This window comes from Candidatus Limnocylindrales bacterium (genome assembly GCA_035626395.1).
Taxonomy (GTDB): Bacteria; Desulfobacterota; Binatia; order UBA1149; family CAITLU01; genus DASPNH01.
Genome location: DASPNR010000030.1, coordinates 330,522 through 351,687, shown reverse-complemented (window position 1 = coordinate 351,687; position 21,166 = coordinate 330,522). Strand labels below are relative to the sequence as shown.

At 68.8% G+C, this 21,166-nt stretch carries 17 protein-coding genes; all 17 read right to left on the bottom strand.

The window, feature by feature from the left end:
* Positions 1-37: 37 nt before the first annotated feature.
* The 17 genes from ftsZ to VEC57_10880 all read right to left on the bottom strand — a co-directional run bounded on the left by ftsZ (position 38) and on the right by VEC57_10880 (position 21,110).
* On the bottom strand, positions 38-1,354 hold the full coding sequence (gene ftsZ / locus VEC57_10960; GenBank protein HYB99636.1) for a cell division protein FtsZ: 1,317 nt from the start codon (positions 1,352-1,354) through the stop codon (positions 38-40).
* Between the two features lie 180 nt (positions 1,355-1,534).
* Positions 1,535-2,761, bottom strand: a complete 1,227-nt coding sequence (gene ftsA / locus VEC57_10955; GenBank protein HYB99635.1) for a cell division protein FtsA — start codon at positions 2,759-2,761, stop codon at positions 1,535-1,537.
* On the bottom strand, positions 2,754-3,581 hold the full coding sequence (locus VEC57_10950) for an FtsQ-type POTRA domain-containing protein (GenBank protein HYB99634.1): 828 nt from the start codon (positions 3,579-3,581) through the stop codon (positions 2,754-2,756). Before VEC57_10950 ends, ftsA begins: the two co-directional genes overlap by 8 nt.
* Entirely contained in the window at positions 3,556-4,626 is a 1,071-nt protein-coding gene (gene murB / locus VEC57_10945; GenBank protein ID HYB99633.1) for a UDP-N-acetylmuramate dehydrogenase, read from the bottom strand. The genes VEC57_10950 and murB overlap by 26 nt, the downstream gene beginning before the upstream one ends.
* Positions 4,619-6,088, bottom strand: coding sequence for a UDP-N-acetylmuramate--L-alanine ligase (gene murC / locus VEC57_10940; GenBank protein ID HYB99632.1), 1,470 nt, complete (start codon positions 6,086-6,088; stop codon positions 4,619-4,621). The genes murB and murC overlap by 8 nt, the downstream gene beginning before the upstream one ends.
* A 69-nt stretch (positions 6,089-6,157) precedes the next feature.
* Positions 6,158-7,237 (bottom strand): undecaprenyldiphospho-muramoylpentapeptide beta-N-acetylglucosaminyltransferase, encoded by a 1,080-nt coding sequence (gene murG, locus VEC57_10935; protein HYB99631.1) that lies wholly within the window; start codon positions 7,235-7,237, stop codon positions 6,158-6,160.
* Positions 7,234-8,397 (bottom strand): putative lipid II flippase FtsW, encoded by a 1,164-nt coding sequence (ftsW, locus tag VEC57_10930; protein ID HYB99630.1) that lies wholly within the window; start codon positions 8,395-8,397, stop codon positions 7,234-7,236. Before ftsW ends, murG begins: the two co-directional genes overlap by 4 nt.
* Entirely contained in the window at positions 8,397-9,725 is a 1,329-nt protein-coding gene (gene murD, locus VEC57_10925) for a UDP-N-acetylmuramoyl-L-alanine--D-glutamate ligase (protein HYB99629.1), read from the bottom strand. Before murD ends, ftsW begins: the two co-directional genes overlap by 1 nt.
* Positions 9,726-9,743: 18 nt before the next feature.
* A complete protein-coding gene (mraY, locus tag VEC57_10920) occupies positions 9,744-10,820 on the bottom strand; it encodes a phospho-N-acetylmuramoyl-pentapeptide-transferase (GenBank protein HYB99628.1) in 1,077 nt (358 codons plus the stop codon).
* A complete protein-coding gene (gene murF, locus VEC57_10915) occupies positions 10,817-12,247 on the bottom strand; it encodes a UDP-N-acetylmuramoyl-tripeptide--D-alanyl-D-alanine ligase (GenBank protein HYB99627.1) in 1,431 nt (476 codons plus the stop codon). Before murF ends, mraY begins: the two co-directional genes overlap by 4 nt.
* 37 nt (positions 12,248-12,284) lie before the next feature.
* Positions 12,285-13,838 (bottom strand): UDP-N-acetylmuramoyl-L-alanyl-D-glutamate--2,6-diaminopimelate ligase, encoded by a 1,554-nt coding sequence (locus VEC57_10910; protein ID HYB99626.1) that lies wholly within the window; start codon positions 13,836-13,838, stop codon positions 12,285-12,287.
* A complete protein-coding gene (locus VEC57_10905) occupies positions 13,835-15,796 on the bottom strand; it encodes a penicillin-binding protein (protein HYB99625.1) in 1,962 nt (653 codons plus the stop codon). The genes VEC57_10910 and VEC57_10905 overlap by 4 nt, the downstream gene beginning before the upstream one ends.
* A 53-nt stretch (positions 15,797-15,849) precedes the next feature.
* The gene (locus tag VEC57_10900) at positions 15,850-16,230 is read right to left on the bottom strand and encodes a hypothetical protein (protein HYB99624.1); all 381 of its coding nucleotides are present in this window, start codon (positions 16,228-16,230) and stop codon (positions 15,850-15,852) included.
* Positions 16,227-17,276, bottom strand: coding sequence for a 16S rRNA (cytosine(1402)-N(4))-methyltransferase RsmH (rsmH, locus tag VEC57_10895; protein ID HYB99623.1), 1,050 nt, complete (start codon positions 17,274-17,276; stop codon positions 16,227-16,229). Before rsmH ends, VEC57_10900 begins: the two co-directional genes overlap by 4 nt.
* 132 nt (positions 17,277-17,408) lie before the next feature.
* The gene (gene mraZ / locus VEC57_10890) at positions 17,409-17,861 is read right to left on the bottom strand and encodes a division/cell wall cluster transcriptional repressor MraZ (protein ID HYB99622.1); all 453 of its coding nucleotides are present in this window, start codon (positions 17,859-17,861) and stop codon (positions 17,409-17,411) included.
* 327 nt (positions 17,862-18,188) lie between these two features.
* The gene (locus VEC57_10885; protein ID HYB99621.1) at positions 18,189-19,508 is read right to left on the bottom strand and encodes an MATE family efflux transporter; all 1,320 of its coding nucleotides are present in this window, start codon (positions 19,506-19,508) and stop codon (positions 18,189-18,191) included.
* A gap of 72 nt (positions 19,509-19,580) precedes the next feature.
* On the bottom strand, positions 19,581-21,110 hold the full coding sequence (locus VEC57_10880; protein HYB99620.1) for a PAS domain S-box protein: 1,530 nt from the start codon (positions 21,108-21,110) through the stop codon (positions 19,581-19,583).
* Positions 21,111-21,166 lie beyond the last annotated feature (56 nt).

Here is a 21,166-nt window from a genome sequence, read left to right as displayed (position 1 = left end):
TGCCGGTTGCGCTAGAGCGAGCCTCGAGTCTCGCCGGCTATCTTCCCGGCCGCTGCCCCCCGCGCTGCCGCCACCGCCGCAGATACGCCGGAACCCGCTGATCCTCGTCTTCCTGGATCGCCGCGAACTCGAGCTCTTCCTGCTGCGGCTGCTCCGGTCCCATCTCGGGCTCGCGCCGCTGCGGCTCCCCGTGCTGCTCGGCGCCGCCCATCTCGGCGCCCGCGTACGGATCGTCGATCGTGTCGCTCATCATGCGCCGGTCGCCTCCGTAGCCGCCGCCCGAGGAGCGGCCGCCGAAGTACTGCGGGCGCTGCGACTGCTGCGAGGGCCGCTCGGGCGCCGTCATCGCGCTCATCATCGCGTCGCCGCGGTGGCCGGGCTGCAGGCGATCGATCAGGCGGTCGCCGAAGCCGGTGGCGATGACAGTGATGCGCACCTCGTCTTCCAGGTTGGCGTCGTGCACCAGGCCCACGATGATGTTGGCGTCCTCGTGCGCCTGCGTCTGGATGAGGTCGACGGCTTCGTTGAGCTCCTGGATGCCGAAGTCCTCGCTGGCGGTGATGTTGACCAGCACGCCGCGCGCGCCGTTGATCGAGATGTCCTCGAGCAGGGGGCTGGAGATCGCGTTGGTGGCCGCGTCGATGGCGCGGCTGTCGCCGTAGCCGATGCCGTGGCCCATCATGGCCATGCCCATCTCGCTCATGATCGTGCGCACGTCGGCGAAGTCGACGTTGATGGTGCCCGGCTCGGTGATGATCTGACTGATGCCGCGAACGGCGTGCAGCAGAACGTCGTCGGCCTTCTTGAACGCCTCCAGCGCGGTGGTGCTGCGCGAGGCGATCTCGATCAGGCGCTGGTTGGGGATGACGATGAGCGTATCGCAGGCGCCGCGCAGCTCGCGGATGCCTTCCTCGGCCTGACGAAGACGGCGGCGGCCTTCGAAAGCGAAGGGCTTGGTCACCACGCCCACGGTCAGCGCGCCGAGGTCCTTGGCGATGCGCGCGATGACGGGGGCCGCTCCGGTGCCGGTGCCGCCGCCCATGCCGGCGGTGACGAAGACCATGTCGGCGCCGCCGAGCTCCTCGCGGATGATGTCTTCCTGCTCCAGCGCCGCCTTGCGCCCGACCTCGGGATTGGCGCCGGCGCCCAGGCCCTTGGTCAGCGAGCAGCCGAGCTGGATCTTGACCGGAGCAAGGGAGGTCGCAAGGGCCTGCGAGTCCGTGTTGGCGGCCAGGAAGTCCACACCGGACAGCTCGGCCTTGATCATCGTCGTCACGGCGTTGCCGCCGCCGCCGCCGCAGCCCACCACCACGATCCGCGCATTGCTCATGTTCTCGTCGACCAGCTCGATCATCACCGCACCTCCTGCACCCCGCCGAGCGGTCTACTCGGAAAAACAGGGCAAAACCGACGAATGACTCGTCTCTCTCGAATGCTACCGTTCACCATCCAAGGGAAGCGCGCCGTGTGTGCAGAACGTGGTGCACACACTCGAAGAACGGCCCGGGCACCGAGGTCGGCGCCAGGCGCCGACCTACGCGCGTCTTCCGCTCATGAACTTCCTTCTCACCCACGCCGGGACGATGCGCGTGGGCAGGCTCGCCTTCCACGGCGCGGCCATGTCCTTGTCGGGCAGGCCGAGCACCAGTCCCAGTGCCGTCGACCACGAGGGGTCGTCCACCTCGTCGCCGAGCCCTTCGATTCCGCTCGGCTCGCCAAGCCGCACCGGCATCTCCATGACGCGCGTGGCCAGGCTGACCACGCCTGGCAGCATCGATGCGCCGCCGGTCAGCACCAGGCCCGAGGGCAGCAGCTCGCCAAAGCCGGAGCGGATGACCGAGTCCAGCGACGTTTCGAAGATCTCTTCCAGCCGCGGCTCGATGATCTCGGCCACGTGCCGCTGCGCCACGGCGCGAGGATGACGGCCGCCGACGCCGGCCACTTCCACCATCAGGTCCTCGTCGACCAGGTCGGGCACCGCGCAGCCGTAGCGCTTCTTGAGGCTCTCGGCCTCGGTCAGCGAAGTCTCCAGGCACTGCGCAAGGTCGCGCGTGATGTCGATGCCGCCCACGCCGAAGACCGCCGAATGCACAACGGTACCGCCGTGGAAGATGGCAAGGTCGGTGGTGCCGGCGCCCACGTCCACGACCACCACGCCCATCTCCTTCTCTTCGGGCTCGAGGATCGCCTCGGCCGAAGCCAGAGAGCTGGCCACCACCCGCGAGACCGACAGCCCCGCCTTGTTGCAGCTCTTGACCAGGTTGCGCAGCGCCGACTCGCCCGCGCTGATCACGTGCAGATGCGCTTCGAGGCGCACGCCGCTCATGCCGACCGGATTCATGATTCCGGCCTGGCCATCGACGACGTACTCGCGTCGGATCAGATGCAGCGGGCGGTGGTCGGCCGGAAGCGGCACAGCCTGCGCCGCGGCGATCACGCGCCGCTCGGCACGCGCCGAGACCTCGCCGTTCTCGATGGCGACGACGCCGTGGCTGTTGGTGCCACGCACGTGGTCGCCGGAGATGGAGACGACGACGTTGTGGATCTGGCAGCCGGCCATCAGCTCGGCCTCGGTCAGCGCCGCCAGGATGGCTTCGGCGGTCTTGTCGACGTCGCTGACGCGGCCTGCGCGCATGCCGCGCGAGGCGCTTGTGCCGAGACCGAGGATGCTCAGGCCGGTGTTGGTCTGCTCGGCCACGAGCAGCGCGACCTTTTGGGTGCCGACGTCCAGCCCGGCCAGCAGCGCGCGACTCTTAGCCATTGCCGGCACGCTCCGCCTGCGCAGCCATGAGCGCGGGCAGCTTGTCGTCGGCGCCGCGAATGACGATGCGGTCTTTGTAGTCGACGTCGATCACGCGTGCGCGATCGGCCAGTGGGCCGAGCTCAGAGAGTGCCACACGCAGCAGATCGAGAGCAGTCTCGACGTGCGCGGCATCGCCTAGACGCACAGACGCCTTCATGCCGGCGGCGAAAAGCCACAGCGTTCCGTCGCCGTCCATGTGCAGCTCGGAGACGTCGTAGGAGCGCGCGGTGACCTTCTCGAGCGCGCGCAGCATCGTCAGAAGACGCGCGGCCCGCTCGGCGTGCACCGCGGCCTGATCCCAGCCGCTCAGGTACGGCAGGTCGGGGGCGGCGCTGCCTTTCACTTCACGGAACAGCGCGCCCTGGCGATCGACCAGATAGACGTGGCCGTCGGTGACGGCGGCGGCAACGGCGCGGCGGCGCGAGACCTTCAGGCTGACCTGCCAGGGGAAGCGGCGCGCCACGCGCACCTCGTCCACCCAGCTCTGCTCGCGGATCCTGTCCTCAATCTGTGCGGGGTCGATCTGCCAGAGAGTGGTGTCGTCGTAGAGGCCGGCCATCTCGGCCAGCGCCTTGGGCTCGACGGCCGGCTCGTCGCAGGCGATGCGGATGCTGCGAAGGCGGAAGTAGTCGTTGGTCGTGACGTAGGGGACGACGTGGGCGAGCGCCGTCCAGGTGCCGCCGGCGAGCACGACCAGCACGGACACGGCCAGCAGCACGAGGCGCGAGCCGGTGGCGAGAGAAGCTTTGAGCTTACGGACGTGCGGCCGCAGCCTCATCGCGTTCCCACTCGCCGACGAGCCGGACTTCCGGTTCCAGCCACACCCCGCACTTCTTCCACACCTCCTCCTGGACCCGACTCATGAGCGAGCGAACGTCCGCAGCCGTGGCTCCTCCAAGGTTGATGATGAAGTTGGCGTGGTCGGGAGAGACCTGCGCGCCGCCTTCGGTCATGCCTTTGAGGCCAGCCTTCTCGATCAGCCGGCCGGCGAACTCGCCGGGTGGGTTCTTGAAAATCGAGCCGGCGTTCGGATAGCCGGCGGGCTGGTGTCGTCTGCGCTTTTCCTGCACCCGCGCCACAACCTGCTGCAACCGACCCACCGACGAGCGCAACAGACGAAACCGAACAGAAGCTATCATGGTGCCAGCCGGCAACGCCAGTTTTCGATAGCGGAAATCAAGCTCCGCACGGTTTTTTTCGACGATCTCTCCGGTGGCCAGAACCATCGTCATCGACGTCAGGCAGTCCGAGATCTCCCCTCCGAAAGCGCCGGCGTTCATTTGTGCGGCGCCGCCGACCGAGCCTGGGATTCCGGCCGCGAACTCGAGCCCGGCAAGGCCTCGCGACACGGTCTCCTTGGCCAGGCGGATGAAGCGCGTGGAGGCTCCCGACTCGATGTCCGCGTAGTGCACGAGCATGCGCCGAGTGCGCGGCGGCTCTCCGGCGCCGCGCGCCGCCGACGCGGCCGCACCCGCGGCGCGATGGTCCTCATCCTCGACGGGCAGTTCGCGCCATTCTTCGCCCTCGCCGAGGTCACGGATGTACTCGAAGGCCTTGCCGAGATGGACGACGAGCCCGCGCACGCCGGCATCGGAGACCAGCACGTTGGTGCCGCCGCCAAGGACGGTGACCGGCACGCCGATTTCGCTCGCCGCCGCCAGCGCCGACGACAGCGCTTCGATGGAAGGCGGATCGAAGTAGAGATCGGCCGGGCCGCCGATCTGGAAGGACGTGTGCTTTCGCAGCTCGAAGTCCGGCTGCAGGCTCTGCCCATAGCCCGCTTCGTGAATTCGGCGGGTCAATGCCCGGATGCGGTCATCCATGCCGCAAGCTGGCCAGAATCTGTGGGCCCAGCTTGGTGATGTCGCCTGCGCCCAGCGTCACGACCAGATCGCCGGGCTTCGTCAGTGCCGCCACACGCGCGGCCAGATCGTCGCCTGCCGGAGCGTGCAGGACCTGGTGGCCGTTGAGGCCGCGCATGCGCTCGACCAGCGCCTGCGCGCTGACGCCGTCGCGCGGCGCCTCGCCGGCGGCATAGACGTCGGTGACCACCACGACGTCGGCGTCCTCGAAGCATGCGGCGAACTGGTCGAACAGGTCCTCCAGGCGCGAGTAGCGATGCGGCTGGAAGACGGCGATCACGCGGCGGCCGTGGTAGCCGCTTCGAGCGGCGCGGAGCGTCGCGCAGATCTCGGTGGGATGATGCCCGTAGTCGTCGACCACCGTGACCCCGCCCTCTTCGCCCTTGATCTCGAAGCGGCGCAGGACACCTTCGAAGCTCGCCAGCGCCGAGGCGCAGGTCTCGAAGGACAGGCCGAGGTCCATCCCCACCGCCAGCGCAGCAAGCGAGTTTCGCACCGCATGCTCACCGGGCATGGGCACGACGACGCGGCCGAGCCTGGCCACCCGCAGCACGACGTCGAAGGAGCTGGTCAGGCCGTCGTAGCCGATGTCGTCGGCGCGAAGGTCGGCCTGCGCGGACGTGCCATAGGTCAGATACGGCTTGCGAACCTTGCCGAGCAATGCCGCGATCTCGGGGCAGTCCATGCACAGGACGGCAAGCCCGTAGAACGGCACGCCGTTGATGTACTCGAGGTAGGCGGCACGCAGCCTGTCCATCGTGCCGTAGAAGTTCATGTGCTCGCGGTCGATGTTGGTGACCACCGCAACCGTCGGGCGCAGCAGCAGGAAGCTGCCGTCGCTCTCGTCGGCCTCGGCCACCATGTAGCGCGACCGGCCCAGCCGCGCGTTGGTGCCGCCGAGCGATTTGAGGCGCCCGCCGATGACGAGCGTCGGGTCGAGGCCGCCGGCGCTCAGCGCGGCGGCGACCAGCGAGGTCGTCGTGGTCTTGCCGTGCGCGCCGGCCACGCCGACTGCGCACTTGACGCGCATCAGCTCGGCGAGCATCTCGGCGCGCGCGATCACCGGCACGCGCCGCTCGCGCGCCGCGCGCACCTCGGCGTTCTCTTCGCCGACGGCCGAGGAGATGACCACGACCGAGGTGTTGGGGCCGATGTTGGAGGCGTCGTGACCGAGATGGATCTTGGCGCCGAGGCTGCGAAGATGGCGCGTGGTCTCGTTGTCGGAGAGATCGGAGCCGGTGATGTCGTAGCCGAGCGTGATCAGCACTTCGGCGATGCCGCTCATGCCGATGCCGCCGATGCCGACGAGGTGGATGCAGCCGAGCTTGCGTCCTGGCGTCTCCGACGGCTGCGAGGACGGCGGCTCGGCCAGATGCAACGAGGACCACGCGGGCCCAGTGCGGAAGCGTTCTTCGAGGGTCATCGCTACCAGCCGTTCGAGCCTCTCGAGGCCGGCCTCGAGGGCCAAAAAGTACCGTTGCTCGCGGAGTCTTTACGCTTGTCGGCGGCGACCGCGCGCCAGCTCGGTCACTATCTGGAGCACGCGCGCCGCCGCGCCAGGACGTCCGAGTGACGCAGCGCGGTCTGCCATAGAGGTTAGCCGCGCAGTGTCCGGTAGCAAGCCGCCAAGAACGGCAACGAGGGCGCGCGCACATTTTTCGTCATCGAGCACGACCACCGCCGCACCTGCTTTTTCCAGCTCGCGCGCGTTCTCGAGCTGGTGACCGCCGGCCGAGTGCGCCAGCGGGATCAGCACCGCCGGCGTGCCGGTGGCGACCAGCTCGGCAATGCTCGTCGCGCCCGAGCGGCAGATCGCAAGCAGCGCGCGCGAGTATGCGCCATGCATGTCCTCGATGAAGGGAACGACCTCGGCTGCGACTCCGGCATTGGCGTAGGCCTCCTCGATTTCTTGCACGAATGCTTGGCCGACCTGGTGAAGGATGGGGAGAAGCGGTTGCGAGGACTGGAGCTCGGCGAGCGCCGCGACTACCGCGCGGTTCAGGCTTCGGGCGCCGCCGCTTCCGCCAAAGACGAGCAGCATGTCGCGGCCCGGGTAAGGCGGTCGCGTGTCGAACCCACGGCGCAGGGGATTGCCCGTGCACGTGACCTTGCGGGCAGGGAAGCGCGAGGTGCCCTCGAAGCTCGTACAGATGCGCATGGCCAGATAGCCGAGCGCACGGTTGGAGATGCCGGGCTCCCGGTTCTGCTCGAGGAGCACGACGGGGATGCGCCGGAGGCGCGCCGCCAGGACCGCGGGAGCCGATGCGTAGCCGCCAAGGCCGATGACGACGTCGATGCCGCGCCGGCCCAGCTCCCGATGCGCCCGCACCGTGGCGGCCAGCATCTCCAGAATCGATCGCGCCGCCGCAACCGGGCCGCCGCCGGCGATGCCGTGCACCTTCTCGGCCACCAGCGGGAACCCGGCCTTGGGAACGACGCGGAACTCGATGCCGCGCTCGGCGCCGAAGAACACGATCTCTTCGGCAGCGCCCGTCTCGCGCGCCAGCTCGGCCACCGCCAGACCCGGGAAGAGGTGGCCTCCCGTGCCTCCGCCGGCGATGGCGAGTCTCACCGTTCGCGCAGCTCGCGGGAGAGCGAGAGGAGGATGCCGGCGGCGGCGAGGAAGACCATCATCGAGGAGCCGCCGTAGCTGATGAACGGCAGCCCGATGCCCTTGGTGGGCAGCAGGCCGAGGACCACGCCCATGTTGATCATCGCCTGCAGCGTGATGACCAGCGTCAGCGCCGCGGCCAGGAGCTGCGCGAACGGCTCGCTGTGACGATGCGCAATGCGGAAGCCCCGCCACGCCACGAGCGCGAACAGCGCCACGATGACCAGTGCGCCGATCAGCCCGGTCTCCTCGCCGATGACCGAAAAGATGAAGTCGGTGTGCGCTTCGGGAAGCCATCCCGTCTTCTGCGTCGAAGCTCCCAGGCCCTGGCCCGTGACCTGTCCGGAGCCGAAAGCGATCAGCGCCTGGCGAAGCTGCCAGCCGACGCCTTGCGGATCGGCGTCGGGATTCAGGAACACGGTCAGCCGCTTGAATCGGTACGGCTCGCTGATGACGAGATAGGCGGCGGCAGCGACCATGCACGCGCCGGGTGCGATCAGCTGCCAGACCGGAACGCCGGCCAGGAACAGCATCAGCACCGCAATGGCACCTAGCAGCGCCGCAGTTCCGAAGTCGGGCTGCGCGAGCAGGATCACGCCGAGCACGCCCACCGTTCCCAGCACCGGCGCGATGCCGTAGAGGGGGTTGCGCAACCGGTCGGACACTCGCGTCAGATAGGCCGCCGCCACGATGACGAAGCCGATCTTGGTGAACTCTGCCGGCTGCAGGTTGAAGAAGCCGAGGGATACCCAGCGGCAGGCGCCGTTGGCGCACTCGCCCACTCCCGGCACCAGCGTCAGCAGCAGCACCGGCACCGACATGCCGAAGATCCAATAGGCCTTGCGCTCGAGAAAGTCGGAGGGGCAGCGCGAGCAGATGAACAGCAGCACAGCGCCGATGGCGGCCGATATGCCGTGCTTGATCGTCATGCGGTAGCCGTCACCGAAGCTGTAGCTGGAGACGAACCAGCTGGTGTCGAAGACGAAGATCATGCCGAGCGTGGCCAGGATCGCCACAAGGCTGAGCAGCCAGGGATCGGGGCGATCCGAAATGCGAACGCGTGCGCGAGGGAACTCGGTCACCGTCGCCACGGTGCCTGCCGCCGACGTCTGCCACTTCATCACCGCCCCACCTCCTGCAGCCCGCGCACCCAGCCCTCGAACTTCTCACCGCGATCCACGTAGTCGCGGAACTCATCGAAGCTGGCGCAGGCCGGTGCGAGCAGGACCACGTCGCCGCAAGCGGCCTCGGCCGCCGCGCGCTTCACTGCCCGCTCCAGGCCGGGCTCTACCACGACGGCAGCGTGGCCGGCAAGGGCGGACTCGACCTCGGCGGCGCAAGCGCCGTAGGCTATGACCATCTTCATGCGCCCTGCTTCGGCGACCAGTGGAGCGAAGTCGCAGCCTTTGGAGACGCCGCCGGCCAGCAGGATCACGTTGCCGTCGAACGCGCGCAGGCTGCTCAGCGTCGCGCCGACGTTGGTGGCCTTCGAGTCGTTCCACCACTGGATGCCGCCGGCCTCCGCCACCAGCGCCAGCCGGTGGCGGAGCGGCTGGAACTCGGCAAGCGCCCGCTCGACGTGCTCGGCGCCGATACCGAGCACGCGCACCATCTCCGCCGCCGCGGCGGCATTCTCCAGATCGTGCGGAAGGCGCGGCCATCGCTCGGGCAGCCGCACGGTGAAGCCGTCGGCGTGAAGCTCGCGCGAGGCGCGTTCGATGGTGACGCCGCCCTCGCCTTCCCAGCCGAACGTGGAGACCTGCGCCCGCGTCGACAGCGACGCGGTCTCGGTCCAGTCGGCGCCACGCGCGAAGACGGCGAAATCGCTGTCGTCCATGTTCGCGAACAGGCGCAGCTTGGCGCCGAGGTAGGAGACCATGTCGCCGTGACGGTCGAGGTGATCGGCGGTGAGATTGAGCAGCGAGGCGACGTGAGGGTGGAACGTGGTGGCCCACTCGAGCTGAAAGCTGGAGACTTCGGCCACCGCGAAGTCGTACTGGCCGAGCGCCGCGTTGCTCAGGGGGCTGCCGAGGTTGCCGCCGGTGAACGTCCTGTAGCCGGCCGCGGTCAGGATGGCGCCGAGCAGCGTCACCGTGGTGCTCTTGCCGTTGGTGCCGGTGACGGCCAGAAGCGTGGTGTTGCCGAGATGATCGGCGGCCAGCTCGATCTCGGGCAGGATGCGGATCCCACGCAGCCGCGCCGCATCCAGGATCGGATGCGCTGCCGGCACGCCGGGGCTCGGAACGATGACGTCGATCTCGTCGAGCATTGCCAGCGCCTCGGGCGCCGCAACGCGCGTCGAGGAGGCGGGCGCGCCCTCGATGGCCGCGTCGCGGTCGTCGGTGAGCGTGACGCGCCATCCGAGGCGCTCGGCGAGGTTCGCTGCAGCGATGCCGCTGCGAGCAAGGCCGAGAACGAGAACCGATCGTGAGGAGGGTTTCGCGTCCACCTGCTGGCCGCTTCTTCGTCAGCGCAGCTTGAGCGTGGCCAGGCTGACCAGCGCGCACATCAACGAGATGATCCAGCAGCGGATCACCACCTGCGTCTCGGGCCACCCGGCCTTCTCGAAGTGGTGATGGATGGGAGCCATCAGGAAGACGCGCTTGCCGCGCAGCTTGATCGAGCCGATCTGGATGATGACCGAGAGCGCCTCGACCACGAAGACGCCGCCGGCCACCAGCAGCACCAGCTCGTTCTTGGAGATCACGGCCACCATGCCGAGCACCGCGCCGAGCGCGAGCGAGCCCACGTCGCCCATGAACATCTGGGCCGGGTGCGCGTTGAACCACAGGAAGCCGAGGCCGGCCATCGCCGTGGCGCCGCACAGGATGGCAAGCTCGCCGGCGCCGGGGACGTGCGTGATCAGAAGGTATTCGGCGATGACGGCGTGTCCGGCGCAGTAGGTGAGGATGGCCAGGGTAGCGGCCGTCGTCATGACCGGACCGATGGCCAGACCGTCGAGGCCGTCGGTGAGGTTGACCGCGTTGGAGGCGCCCACGATCACGATCGCTCCGAAAGGAATGTACATCCAGCCGAGATCGGGCCGCACGTCCTTGAAGAACGGAATGGCCAGATGCGCGTCGAACTCCGGGCGCGACCACAGCACCGCCATGCCGATGCAGGCGATGACGAACTGCCACAGCAGCTTCTCGCGCGCGCTCATGCCGTCGTTGCGGCGCTGGCGCACCTTCTGCCAGTCGTCGACGAAGCCGACTGCCGAAAAGCCGAGCGTGACGAACAGCGTGATCAGGACGTAGACGTTCGTCAGGTCCGCCAGCAGCAGCGTCGACAGGCCCAGCGAGGTGACGATGAGAAGGCCGCCCATCGTGGGCGTGCCCTTCTTGGCGGCATGGCCTTCGGGCGCGTACGCGCTGACGGGCTGGCCGAACTGACCCGTGCGCAGACGCCGGATCAGGCTGGGGCCGAGCACGAGCGAGAGCAGCAGGGCCAGCACCGACGCCACCAGCGCGCGAAACGTGATGTAGCGCAGGACGTTGAGCTGGCTGTACTGCGCGGCGAGCGGGACCAGAATGTTGTAGATCATTGCTTGGCCGCCAGCGTCCGCAGCGCCTCGACGACCTTCTCCATCGCCGCGCCGCGAGACCCTTTGACGAGTACGGCATCGCCGGTTCGCCACGCTTCGGCAACCGCGGCCGCAGCGTCCTCGTGACGAGCGCACACGCAGGCGCGCTCGTCAGCAAGCCCGGCGCTGCGTGCGCCATCGACGATGTCGGCAGCGAAACGGCCGAAGGCGCAAAGAAGAGTCGGCTCGATGGCGGCGGCATCGCGCCCCGCCTGGCGGTGAAGCTCCTGCGAGCGCGGGCCGAGCTCGAGCATGTCGCCGAGCACCACGATGCGCCGCGCCGCCACCGACCCCAGCGTCTGAATGGCGGCGCGAAGCGATCCCGGATTGGCGTTGTAGACGTCGTTGATGAGCGTGATGCCGTTTTCGAGGCGCTCGGCCGCAAGGCGCATCGGCGGCGCCTGCATGCGCGTCAGCCCGGCCGCCGCGGTCTCCACCGACACGCCGGCGGCAAAGGCCGCGGCCGCGGCGCCGAGCGCGTTCTGCACGTTGTGCCGTCCGCCCAGCGGCAGCTCCACGTGCGCGCACGCACCCTGGAAACACAGGTCGAAGCCGGTGGCATCGACGCGGTCGCAGACGATGTTGCGTGCGGTGACGGCGCCGGCGTCGCCGAAGGTCAGGCGGCGTCCGGAGAACCGCGGCGCCTGCGCCATGACGTTGGCGTCGTCGGCGTTGACGATCGCGCAGGCATCCGAGGGCAGGCCCTCGAACAGCTCGCCTTTGGCGCGTGCCACCCCGGCGATGGAGCCGAGGCCTTCCAGATGCGCCTCGGCCACGCACGTGATCAGGCCGATGGTGGGCGCCGTGATCTCGGCGAGGCGAGCGATCTCGCCGGGCGCGTTCATGCCCATCTCCACCACGGCCGCCTTGTGGCACGAGCGCAGCCCGAACAGCGTCAGCGGCACGCCGATGAGATTGTTGAGGTTGCCGCGCGTGGCCAGGACGCTGCCATCGCCGCAGTGCGCGAGCAGGATCGCGCGCAGCATCTCCTTGGTGGTCGTCTTGCCGTTGGAGCCGGTGACGCCGACGACCGGGATCGCGAAGCGGCGGCGGTGATGCGCGGCCAGATCTCCGAGCGCGCGCTGTGTGTCGGCGACCTCGATGAACGCGACGCCCGCGGCCGAGGCAGGCACGCGCCCGTACTCGCACACGATGCCGAGGACGCCGGCGGCGATGGCCGCGTCCATGAAGTCGTGCCCGTCGAAGTTCTCGCCGCGCAGGCAGAAGAACAGCTCGCCCGCGCGCGCGGTGCGCGTGTCGGTGCCGATGTACTGGATGAGGGCGTCAGGTTCGCCGGCGCGCAGCCGGCCGGAGATGGCGCGTGCCGCCACGCTCAGCGGAAAGTACTCGCCCGGCGCTTCGGGTGCGGAATCGTTGTCGGTCTTCAATGGACGCTCCGGCGCGGCTGTCGGCGGCCGTCGGTGCTCAATTCCCGCTGCGGCGGGCAAGCGCGGCGCTCGCCACCTCGCGATCGTCGAAGTGCCGCTTGACGCCGTGCACTTCCTGATAGTCCTCGTGTCCCTTGCCGGCCACCAGCACGACATCCTCGTCTGCGGCCAGCGCGATCGCCGCCTCGATGGCCGTGCGGCGGTCGGCTTCGACGACATAGCCGCGTGCGTCCGGCTCCGCCAGCTCGCTTGCCGTCGTGCGCGCAAGGCGCGTGCCCACCCCGCTCTCGATGTCGGCAAGGATGTCTTCGGGGCGCTCGGTGCGCGGGTTGTCCGAGGTCAGCACGGCAACGTCGGCGAGCTCGCCGGCGATGCCACCCATGATGGGACGCTTGCCACGGTCGCGGTCGCCGCCGCAGCCGAACACCACGATCAGGCGACCGCTCGTCTCCGGAAGCAGCGCCCGGATGCTGCGCTCGAGCGCGTCGGGCGTGTGCGCATAGTCGACGAGCACGGCCGGCGGCCGCGGCGAGATGCGCTGCATGCGGCCAGGCACCGGCGGGCATGCGCTCAGGCCCTGTCCCACCACTTCGGCATCGATGCCGAGCGCGCAGCCGGCCGCGGCCACGGCCACGATGTTCGACAGATTGGCCGCGCCAACCAGCGGCGAACGGACGACGACGGTCTCGCCGTCCACTTCCAGCCGTGCGCGAATTCCGACCAGCGTGCATTCGGCCTCCAGCACGCGCGCGCGGCTGGCGGCGCCGCGCTCGGTCGAATAGGTCCACACGTCGATGTCGGGCCGCTGCTCCGTCAGCTCCTGCGCCAGCGAGGCTACCCTGGCGTCCTCGACGTTGAGCACCGCCGCCGAGCCCTGCTGCAGATGGCGGCGGAACAGCGAGGCCTTGGCTGCGAAGTAGCTCTCCTCGGTCTGATGATAGTCGAGATGGTCGCGCGTCAGGTTCGTGAAGACGCCGGTGCGGATGCGGCAGCCGGCGATGCGCCGCTGGTCCAGGGCGTGCGACGACGCTTCCATCGCCACCGCGTCGCAGCCGGCCGCGAGCATGTCGGCAAGCGTCTTCTGCAGATCGATGGCACTGGGCGTGGTCATGTCCGCCACTCGTTCGAACGAGGAGCAGCGCTGCACGATCGTGCCGATGACGCCCGGCGAACGCCCGGCCGTCTTCCAGACGCTCTCGAGAAGATAGGTGCAGCTGGTCTTGCCGTTGGTGCCGGTGACGGCCACCACGTCCATCGCCTCGGAGGGATCGCCGTAGAACGCGGAAGCCAGCACGCCTGCCGCCCAGTGGGGATCGTCGACGACGATGCAGAGGGCATCCCGGCGGGCGTTTTGCGCGGTGCAGACGACGGCAACGGCGCCGGCGGCGAGCGCGGCGTCGATGTACTTGCCGCCGTCCTCGCGCGTGCCGGCCATCGCCACGAAGACGTGCCCCGGTCCGACCTTGCGCGAATCGTTGCTGATCCCTTCGACCACGACGCCGGCGCAGGCGCCGCCACGAGCTTCTGCCGCGAGGCCGCGCTGCCTAGCGCGCTCGACCAGATGGCCCAGGGCCATGACGGCGGCGCTCATAGCGTTCCGGAAAGCTTCAACGACACGGGTGTTGCGGGCGGAAGCGCGTCGCCGGCGGCCGGCTCGCTGGCGACGACGAAGCCGTGGCCTTCCACGCGCACCTCGCAGTTGCAGTCGGCAAGCGCGCGCATTGCCGAGCGCAGCGGCATGCCGCGCACATCGGGCATGCGGCCGCTGCCCTGAGGAATCGTGGAGGTTGGCGCCGAAGACGCTTCGAAGATCTGCTCGTCGCCGCTCTCGAACAGCTTGTCGAGCTCGTCGGTGGGAGCGGGCAGCTCGCGCTCGATTCCCAGGTAGTCGAGGCTCGACTCGGCGATGGCCTTGAAGACGGGAGCGGCGATCAATCCGCCGTAGTGGACGGTCCCTTTTGGTTCGTCGATCATCACGACGATCACGGCACGAGGTTCTTCGACGGGCAAGAACCCCGCGAACGAGGCGAGCCACCGGTCAGCGCTGTAGCCGCCGCGCTCGGCCTTCTGCGCAGTACCGGTCTTGCCCGCAGCCGAGACGCCTTCGATCTGGGCGCGCGCCGCCGTGCCCTGGGCGCTGACCACCGTCGACATCATCGTGCGCATCTGCCGCGCGACCTCGGCGCTGACCACCCGCCGCTCCTCCTGGAGCGGAAAGTACTTCATGACCGATCCGTACTGATCGGTGACCTTGCGCACGATGCGCGGCTGCATGCGCACGCCGTCGTTGGCGATGGCCGCGTAGGCGGTCGCCAGCTGCAGCGCGGTGACGCTGATGCCCTGGCCGAAGCTGATGGTGGTGGTGTGGATGGCGCGCCACTTCTCGGGCGGCAGCACCAGGCCCTTGCGCTCGCCGGGCATCTCGATGCCGGTTGGACGATCGAAGCCGAAGGCGACCAGGTAATCGTAGAGGCGGCGCGGGCCCAGCATCATGCCGATCTTGGCCGAGCAGATGTTGCTGGAGACGCGGATGACGTCGGTGGTGCTGAGCCAGCCGTAGGCGTGATGATCGCGGATCGGCTTGTGCCAGCCTTCGACCTTGAAGCGGCCGTTCTCGCAGAAGAATTTGTCTTCGAACTGGATGATGCCCGCGTCCATTGCCGCCGCGACCACGAACGGCTTCATCGTCGACCCCGGCTCGAACAGGTCGGTGACGATGCGGTTGCGGCGCGCCGAGACCGGGCTGGCATCGACGTCGTTCGGATCGAACGTGGGCGCGTTGGCCAGCGCCAGGATCTCGCCCGTCTTCGGATCCAGCATCACCACCGCGCCGGCTGTGGCGTGATGCTCGGCCACCTGCTTGTTGAGCTCGGCCTCGGCGATGCTCTGCAGCGTGGCATCCAGCGTCAGGTGCACCGTGGCGCCGCGATTCATGCCGGTGTCTTCGCTCGTGTTGAGGAAGACGCCGCCATGGATGTCCATGCACACGTGGGCGGTGATCGGTTCGCCGCGGATCTCGGTGTCGAAGAGCTTCTCGATGCCCTCGAGGCCTACCGAGTCACGACCAGCAAAGCCGATGATGTGGGCGGCGGTGGCGCCCTGCGGATAACTGCGCTCCTGGCTGGCCTGGATGCCGATGCCCTTGATGTTGAGGTTGCGGATGGCGGTGGCCGTGTCCTCGTCGACTCCCTTGGAGATCCATTTGAAGCCTCTTCCCTCGCGAAGGAGCTTGTCGAGCGCCTTGACGTCCTGGCCGAGCAGCGGCGCCATCAGGGGCGCGTGCGAAGGGTCGTAGACGTAGCGGCTTTCGCGCGAGACCATCGAGGCTGCCACCGTGGTGGCGAGCACGACCCCGTTGCGGTCGACGACCGGCCCGCGATAGGCCATGCGGACCTTGTCCTGGCACTTCTCCTGCTCGCCGGTCGCACGCAGCTCCTCGCCGCGCCGGACGGTCAGGTCGTACATGCGCCCGACGATGCTGGCGCCGCCGAGCAGACAGATGCCGGCGACCACCCGCAGCTTGAGGCTGAAACGGTTACGGCTTCGCATCGCGATGGCGGCGGGGCTGGAGGTCGTGGCGGTCGATCACGGGGCGCCGGCGCTCACGGCTTCGCATCGGGCTCGAGGCGGCGCAGCTGGCCGAGGCCTGCCTTCTGCATGCCGAGCTCGCGCGCACGCACCGCCAGCAGCGCAGGGCTGGACTCGCGCGCAGCCGCCATCTCCAGCTCCATGCGCTCCTGGTCGAGGCGATTGACGATGCGGCCCAGCGCATCCGACTGATACCCGAGCGCATGCGCCTGCATCCTCACCCACACGTGCCCGGCCAGCAGCACGGCCGACAGGCACAGAAGGAGAACCAGTCGGCGCCGCAGCCCGCGCTCTTCCGGGTCCAGAGTTGCCGTGCGGGTGACGAGCTCGAGAAAGTCGGCGGTTCCGTGACGGGTCGAAGAGACGGCCACGGCGCTGTTGCGCGCGGCATTCATCGGTCGGCGTCCTTCACGTGCATGTCCGGCTGCGGCTGCGCCGTTGGCGCGAGCCTCTCTATGACACGGAGGCCCGCGCTTCGCGCGCGCGGGTTGTGTGCAACCTCCTCTTCGCTCGGCTTCTGCTTGCCGCGAGTGACCATGCGGCCCCTGGCCGTCCATCCGCAGTTGCACATGGGCTGGCGCGGCGGGCACAGACAGCTCGACGACCATTTGGCGAAAGCCTGCTTGACGATCCGGTCCTCCAGCGAGTGGTAGGTCAGAAACGCGAGGCGACCGCCCGGCGAGAGCAGCTCCCAGCCGCGGTCGAGCAGCGACTCGAGCTGCTCGAGCTCGCGGTTGACCGCGATTCGCAGCGCTTGAAAGGTTCGCGTGGCCGGATCGTGTCCCGGCCGGCTCTTGACGCCGGCGGCGCGCACGGCCGCGCGCAGGTCGCCGGTAGTTCGCAGCGGGCCGTTTCGTCGCCGCGCCACGATGGTGCGCGCGATACGGCGCGAGGCGTGCTCCTCGCCGTAGCGATAGATGGTGTCGGCCAGCTCGGTTTCTTCGAGTTCGTTGACGAGATCGGCGGCGGTGACGGGTCCGCGCTGGTCCATGCGCATGTCCAGCGGCGCGTCGTCGACCTGGAACGAGAAGCCGCGAACGTCCTTGCCCAGTTGCAGCGTGGAGACGCCGAGGTCGACGATGATGCCGTCGGCGCCGCCGTTCCAGCCCACCGAAGGAAGAATGTCGCGCAGATTGGCGAAGGAATCGCGGACGAAGCGGACGCGGTCACCGAAGCGGGCGAGGCGGGCGCGCGAGAGCGCCAGCGCGTCCTCGTCCCAATCCACCGCCACCACCATTCCATCGGGCGATGAGGCCTCCAGCAGCCGTTCACTCATACCGCCCTCACCGACGGTCGCGTCCACGTAGCGACCTCCCGGCCCAGCTGCGATCGCCGACACGATCTCGTCCGCCATCACCGGCAGGTGGCGGCCAAGCCTGTCTCTGTCCCCGCCCGAATCGGTCGGCGAGTGAGCGAGGCGCGACTTCTTCTCCTCGCTCACTCGCCTTCCTTATCCCGGAACCGGGTTTTCGGGCACCCTTCCTTCCGTCGCGCGGACTCTACGTCGTCCGCCCACCGCTCCCACACACCCGCGCGAGGCTCGCGCCCGCCGCGATGGCGCCTGCGCCGCTCCTCACAGCCCCAGATCGTCCAGCGAGTCGCCGTCGGCCGCAGCGGCCTGATCGGCGTTCTGCTGGGCTTCCCAATCGCTGCGCGACCAGATCAGAAACTTCTCCAGGTCTCCGGTGAAGACCGCGTCCTTTCCGAGGTCGATGTGGCTGCGAAGATCGTGAGGCAGCAGGATGCGGCCCTGGGAGTCGAGCGTGAGCTCCTGGGCCGGATGCAGGTAGAGCCTCTTGAACTTGCGCGTGCGCTCCTGGAACTGCGGCATCTGCCGGATGCGATCTTCCAGGGCCTTCCACTCTTCCATAGGATAGACGTCGAGAGTTCGCGGCGCAGGACCGGCCGACTTCGTGACGACCACGCGAGCTTCGCCTTCTGCGGCAGGCAGGAGGTCTCGAAACTTTCGCGGGATGGCCACGCGGCCTTTGTCGTCCAGGGTGTGAAAGAAGGTGCCGCGAAACATGGAGCTTTCGATGACGGTCGCGAAAAAAACCGGCGGGTAGCCACATCCACCATCACATGCCCCCGCTCCCACGAGCGGGAGCCGGTACCCCGACCGACTCGCAATAGGACAGGATTACACCGCACCCCACTGCTACCCACCGGCCCCCATCGTGTAACCCAACGCCCCCACGCCGGTCAAGCAGATTACGCGTGCGCCTGCGCGTTTCGCGCACATGTGGCGCACCGGCGCCCGCGTCGTGCAGAGAGCGTGGAGGTACGCGCAACTGCGCGCGCCGGCGCATTCCAGCTCCGTGGAAGACGAAGAAACAGTGAAGGTGCGGCGCGGTTACCGATCGGTGCGCGTCAACGAGGACTGGCGCAGCAGCAGCACGGCGACCGATAGGACGCTCGCTGCCAGGATCGCTTCCATCAATCCGGCAACGCCGCGGCCCAGCCGCTCGCCGAGCAGGTAGCCGGCCGGCGGCATCACCACCACGTAGGCCACGATATGGCTGGCGGTGGGGAACCAGTTGTCACCGCGCGCACGCAGCGCGCTGGCGATGACCACCTGTCCGCCGTCGGGCGCAAGAATGAGCGCGGCGATCGGCAGCAGCGACGCGATCAGGGCGGCCAGCGCCGCATCGGCGGTGAAACCTCGCGCTATGGCGAAAGGCGCTGCCAGCAGCACGACGGCAGAAGCAGCCATGGCCAGCGTGTTCAGCCACAGCCCCGTCCATGCAGCATGGCGAGCGGCGCGCACGTCGCGGCCGCCCCATGCATGCGCGACGGCAACCGAGGTGGCCGCCGCAAGACCCAGCGCCACCATGAAGACGACCGCGAGCACGTTGAGCAGAATCTGGTAGGCGGCCACGGCGTTCTCGCCGATGCGCCCGGCAATCATCGTCATCGCTGAGAACGCACCGGCTTCGGCCGCCTGGCTGATGCCCGCGGCCAGACCGACGCCGTAGAGCATGCGATATCCCGGCGCCTCGATGCTCGTGTCGCGCACGGCAAACTGGCGTCCGAACGGTCCCCACAGAATGTACGCGACAACGGTGGCCGCCATGAAAGCGCGCGCTGCCACGGTCGCCCACGCCGAGCCTTCCGCGCCCAGCTGCGGGACCAGCAGCACGTTCACCACCACGTTCAGCACGTTGGCGATCCAGATGATGAGCGTGCCCACCAGCGGTCGGCGAATGGCTTCGAGGAAGAAGCTGCTGGCGGTGTAGATGAAGTGCAGCGGAAGCCCGATTGCCAGGATCCGCGACACCGCCGCCGACTCGCGCGACAGGTCGGGCGCTATGCCGATGGCGAAGAAAAGCCATTCTGCGACGGCGAACAGCGCAAGCGACGCGATCGTCCCCGCCGCCATCGCCAGCACCACTCCTCGCCGCCACACCGCACCGGCCGCTTGCGGCCGCCCCTCGCCGATGACGCGCGCTGCCAGCACCTGCACGCCCATCAGCGCGCCCATGCCCGTGACGATCAGCACGCCGGTGGGTGCCCAGCCCAGCGCGAGATACGGCAATTCGGCCGATGCCAGCTGCCCGACCACGATGGTGTCGGTGACACCCATGGCCATGACTCCGAGCCGCGCCAGCGCGACCGGCCCGGCAATGCGCAAGAGCGAGCGCACCAGCGCTCGTGTGGAGGAGGAAGCGGGCATCGTGCTCACCGGAAACCGCCGCTCCTACAGGAGTCGGGGCCCGGCTTCACACGCTCGGCCGATGACGTCGCGCTACAGGCGTCGCCGCAGGATGTCGGCCAGCCGCGGCGGCGCCAGCGGCTTGACCGCGTGCTCGTCGAAGCCGGCGCGCAAAGCGCACGCTTCGTCCTCGGGCTGGCCGTAGCCGGTCACGGCGATCAGCAGGATCTCGCTGCCCATCTTGCGCCGCAGCTCGCGCGCCACTTCGTAGCCGTCCATGACGGGAAGGCCGATGTCGACGAACGCGATCTCGGGCCGCTCGCGCAGCGCCACCTCGACGGCCTCGGCGCCGTCGGCGGCCTCGAGCACGTCGTGACCCTTGAGCTGCAGCACCATCTTGAACATCTCGCGGGTGTCTTCGTTGTCCTCGACGACGAGGACCCTGCGCGGTCCGGTGACCGCCTCCGTGTCGCGAGAAGAGCCGGCTTCGGCGGGAAGGCGCGGTATGCGCACCGTAAAGACGCTGCCGAGCCCCGGCCCGGCGCTGGAAGCGGCAAGACTGCCGCCGTGCAGCTCGACGAGCTTTCGCGCCAGCGTCAGCCCGATGCCGAGGCCGCCCTGGATGCGATCGGAGGCGCGGTGGCCCTGCACGAACAGGTCGAAGATGCGCGGCAGGATGTCGGCGGCGATGCCGATGCCTTCGTCGGTGATCTGCACGACCGCATCGTCACGCTCGCCGTAGCAGCGTATGCGGATGGCCTTGCCGCGCGGGGTGTACTGCACGGCGTTGGCCATCAGATTGTGGAGCACCTGGCGCAGCCGCCCGGGATCGCCGCTGATCTCGACCCGGTCGTCGATGTTGAGCTCGATGGCATGTTCGGTCGCGCCGAGGGCGGCAATGGTCTGTCGCACGACGTCCCCGAGCCGCATTCGCTCGAGCTGCAGATGGACCTTGCCCGCCTGCACCTGCGCCGCGTCCAGAAGATCGTCGACCAGCCTGGAAAGCCGCTCCAGCTGCCGCTCGATCACCTCGCGCGGCCGCTGCGTCTCGCTCGCGTCGGGCGCGAGCGCGAGCGCCTGTGTGGCGTTGGCGATGGCGGCCAGCGGATTGCGCAGCTCGTGCCCGAGCATGGCAAGGAACTCGTCCTTCGAACGGTTGGCGGCCTGCGCCTCAGCCAGCAGCACGCCGCGCTCGCGCTCCATCCGCTTGCGGTCGGTGACATCGCGAACGATCGTGGCGGCACCGACGAACTCCCCGCTGCCGCCGCGCACGGGCGAGATGCTCAGCGACACGTCGATGCGGCGGCCGTCCTTGCGCAGTCGAACCGTCTCGTAGTGCTCGATGCGCTCCCCTTGCCGGAGCCGCGCCAGGACGCCGTCCTCTTCGGCCTGGCACTCGGCCGGAACGATGATGCGGATGCTGCGGCCGATCACCTCGTCGGCCCTATAGCCGAACATTCTCTCGGCGGCGGGGTTCCAGGAGGTGATGGTGCCGTCGAGAGTCTTGCTCAGGATCGCATCGCTGGAGGACTCGACGATGGCGGCCAGCCGTGCGATCGCCTCGTTCCACTCCATGGAACCGGTGGCGGTCGTGGTGTCGGGCCCGGAGGTGGGCGTCGTCATGGCGTCGATCGCGAGGTCGCGCCGGGGAGCATCGGCGGCGCGAATGCCGCCTTCAT

Coding starts and splice junctions, on each gene's coding strand:
- murB (HYB99633.1), bottom strand. CDS start 4,626: ATGGATGACCGCATCCGGGCATTGACCCGCCGAATTCACGAAGCGGGC.
- ftsW (HYB99630.1), bottom strand. CDS start 8,397: ATGAAGTGGCAGACGTCGGCGGCAGGCACCGTGGCGACGGTGACCGAG.
- VEC57_10885 (HYB99621.1), bottom strand. CDS start 19,508: ATGCCCGCTTCCTCCTCCACACGAGCGCTGGTGCGCTCGCTCTTGCGC.
- VEC57_10910 (HYB99626.1), bottom strand. CDS start 13,838: ATGAGCGCCGCCGTCATGGCCCTGGGCCATCTGGTCGAGCGCGCTAGG.
- VEC57_10905 (HYB99625.1), bottom strand. CDS start 15,796: ATGCGAAGCCGTAACCGTTTCAGCCTCAAGCTGCGGGTGGTCGCCGGC.
- ftsA (HYB99635.1), bottom strand. CDS start 2,761: ATGGCTAAGAGTCGCGCGCTGCTGGCCGGGCTGGACGTCGGCACCCAA.
- ftsZ (HYB99636.1), bottom strand. CDS start 1,354: ATGATCGAGCTGGTCGACGAGAACATGAGCAATGCGCGGATCGTGGTG.
- mraY (HYB99628.1), bottom strand. CDS start 10,820: ATGATCTACAACATTCTGGTCCCGCTCGCCGCGCAGTACAGCCAGCTC.
- VEC57_10950 (HYB99634.1), bottom strand. CDS start 3,581: ATGAGGCTGCGGCCGCACGTCCGTAAGCTCAAAGCTTCTCTCGCCACC.
- mraZ (HYB99622.1), bottom strand. CDS start 17,861: ATGTTTCGCGGCACCTTCTTTCACACCCTGGACGACAAAGGCCGCGTG.
- VEC57_10900 (HYB99624.1), bottom strand. CDS start 16,230: ATGAATGCCGCGCGCAACAGCGCCGTGGCCGTCTCTTCGACCCGTCAC.
- VEC57_10880 (HYB99620.1), bottom strand. CDS start 21,110: ATGACGACGCCCACCTCCGGGCCCGACACCACGACCGCCACCGGTTCC.
- murC (HYB99632.1), bottom strand. CDS start 6,088: ATGACCCTCGAAGAACGCTTCCGCACTGGGCCCGCGTGGTCCTCGTTG.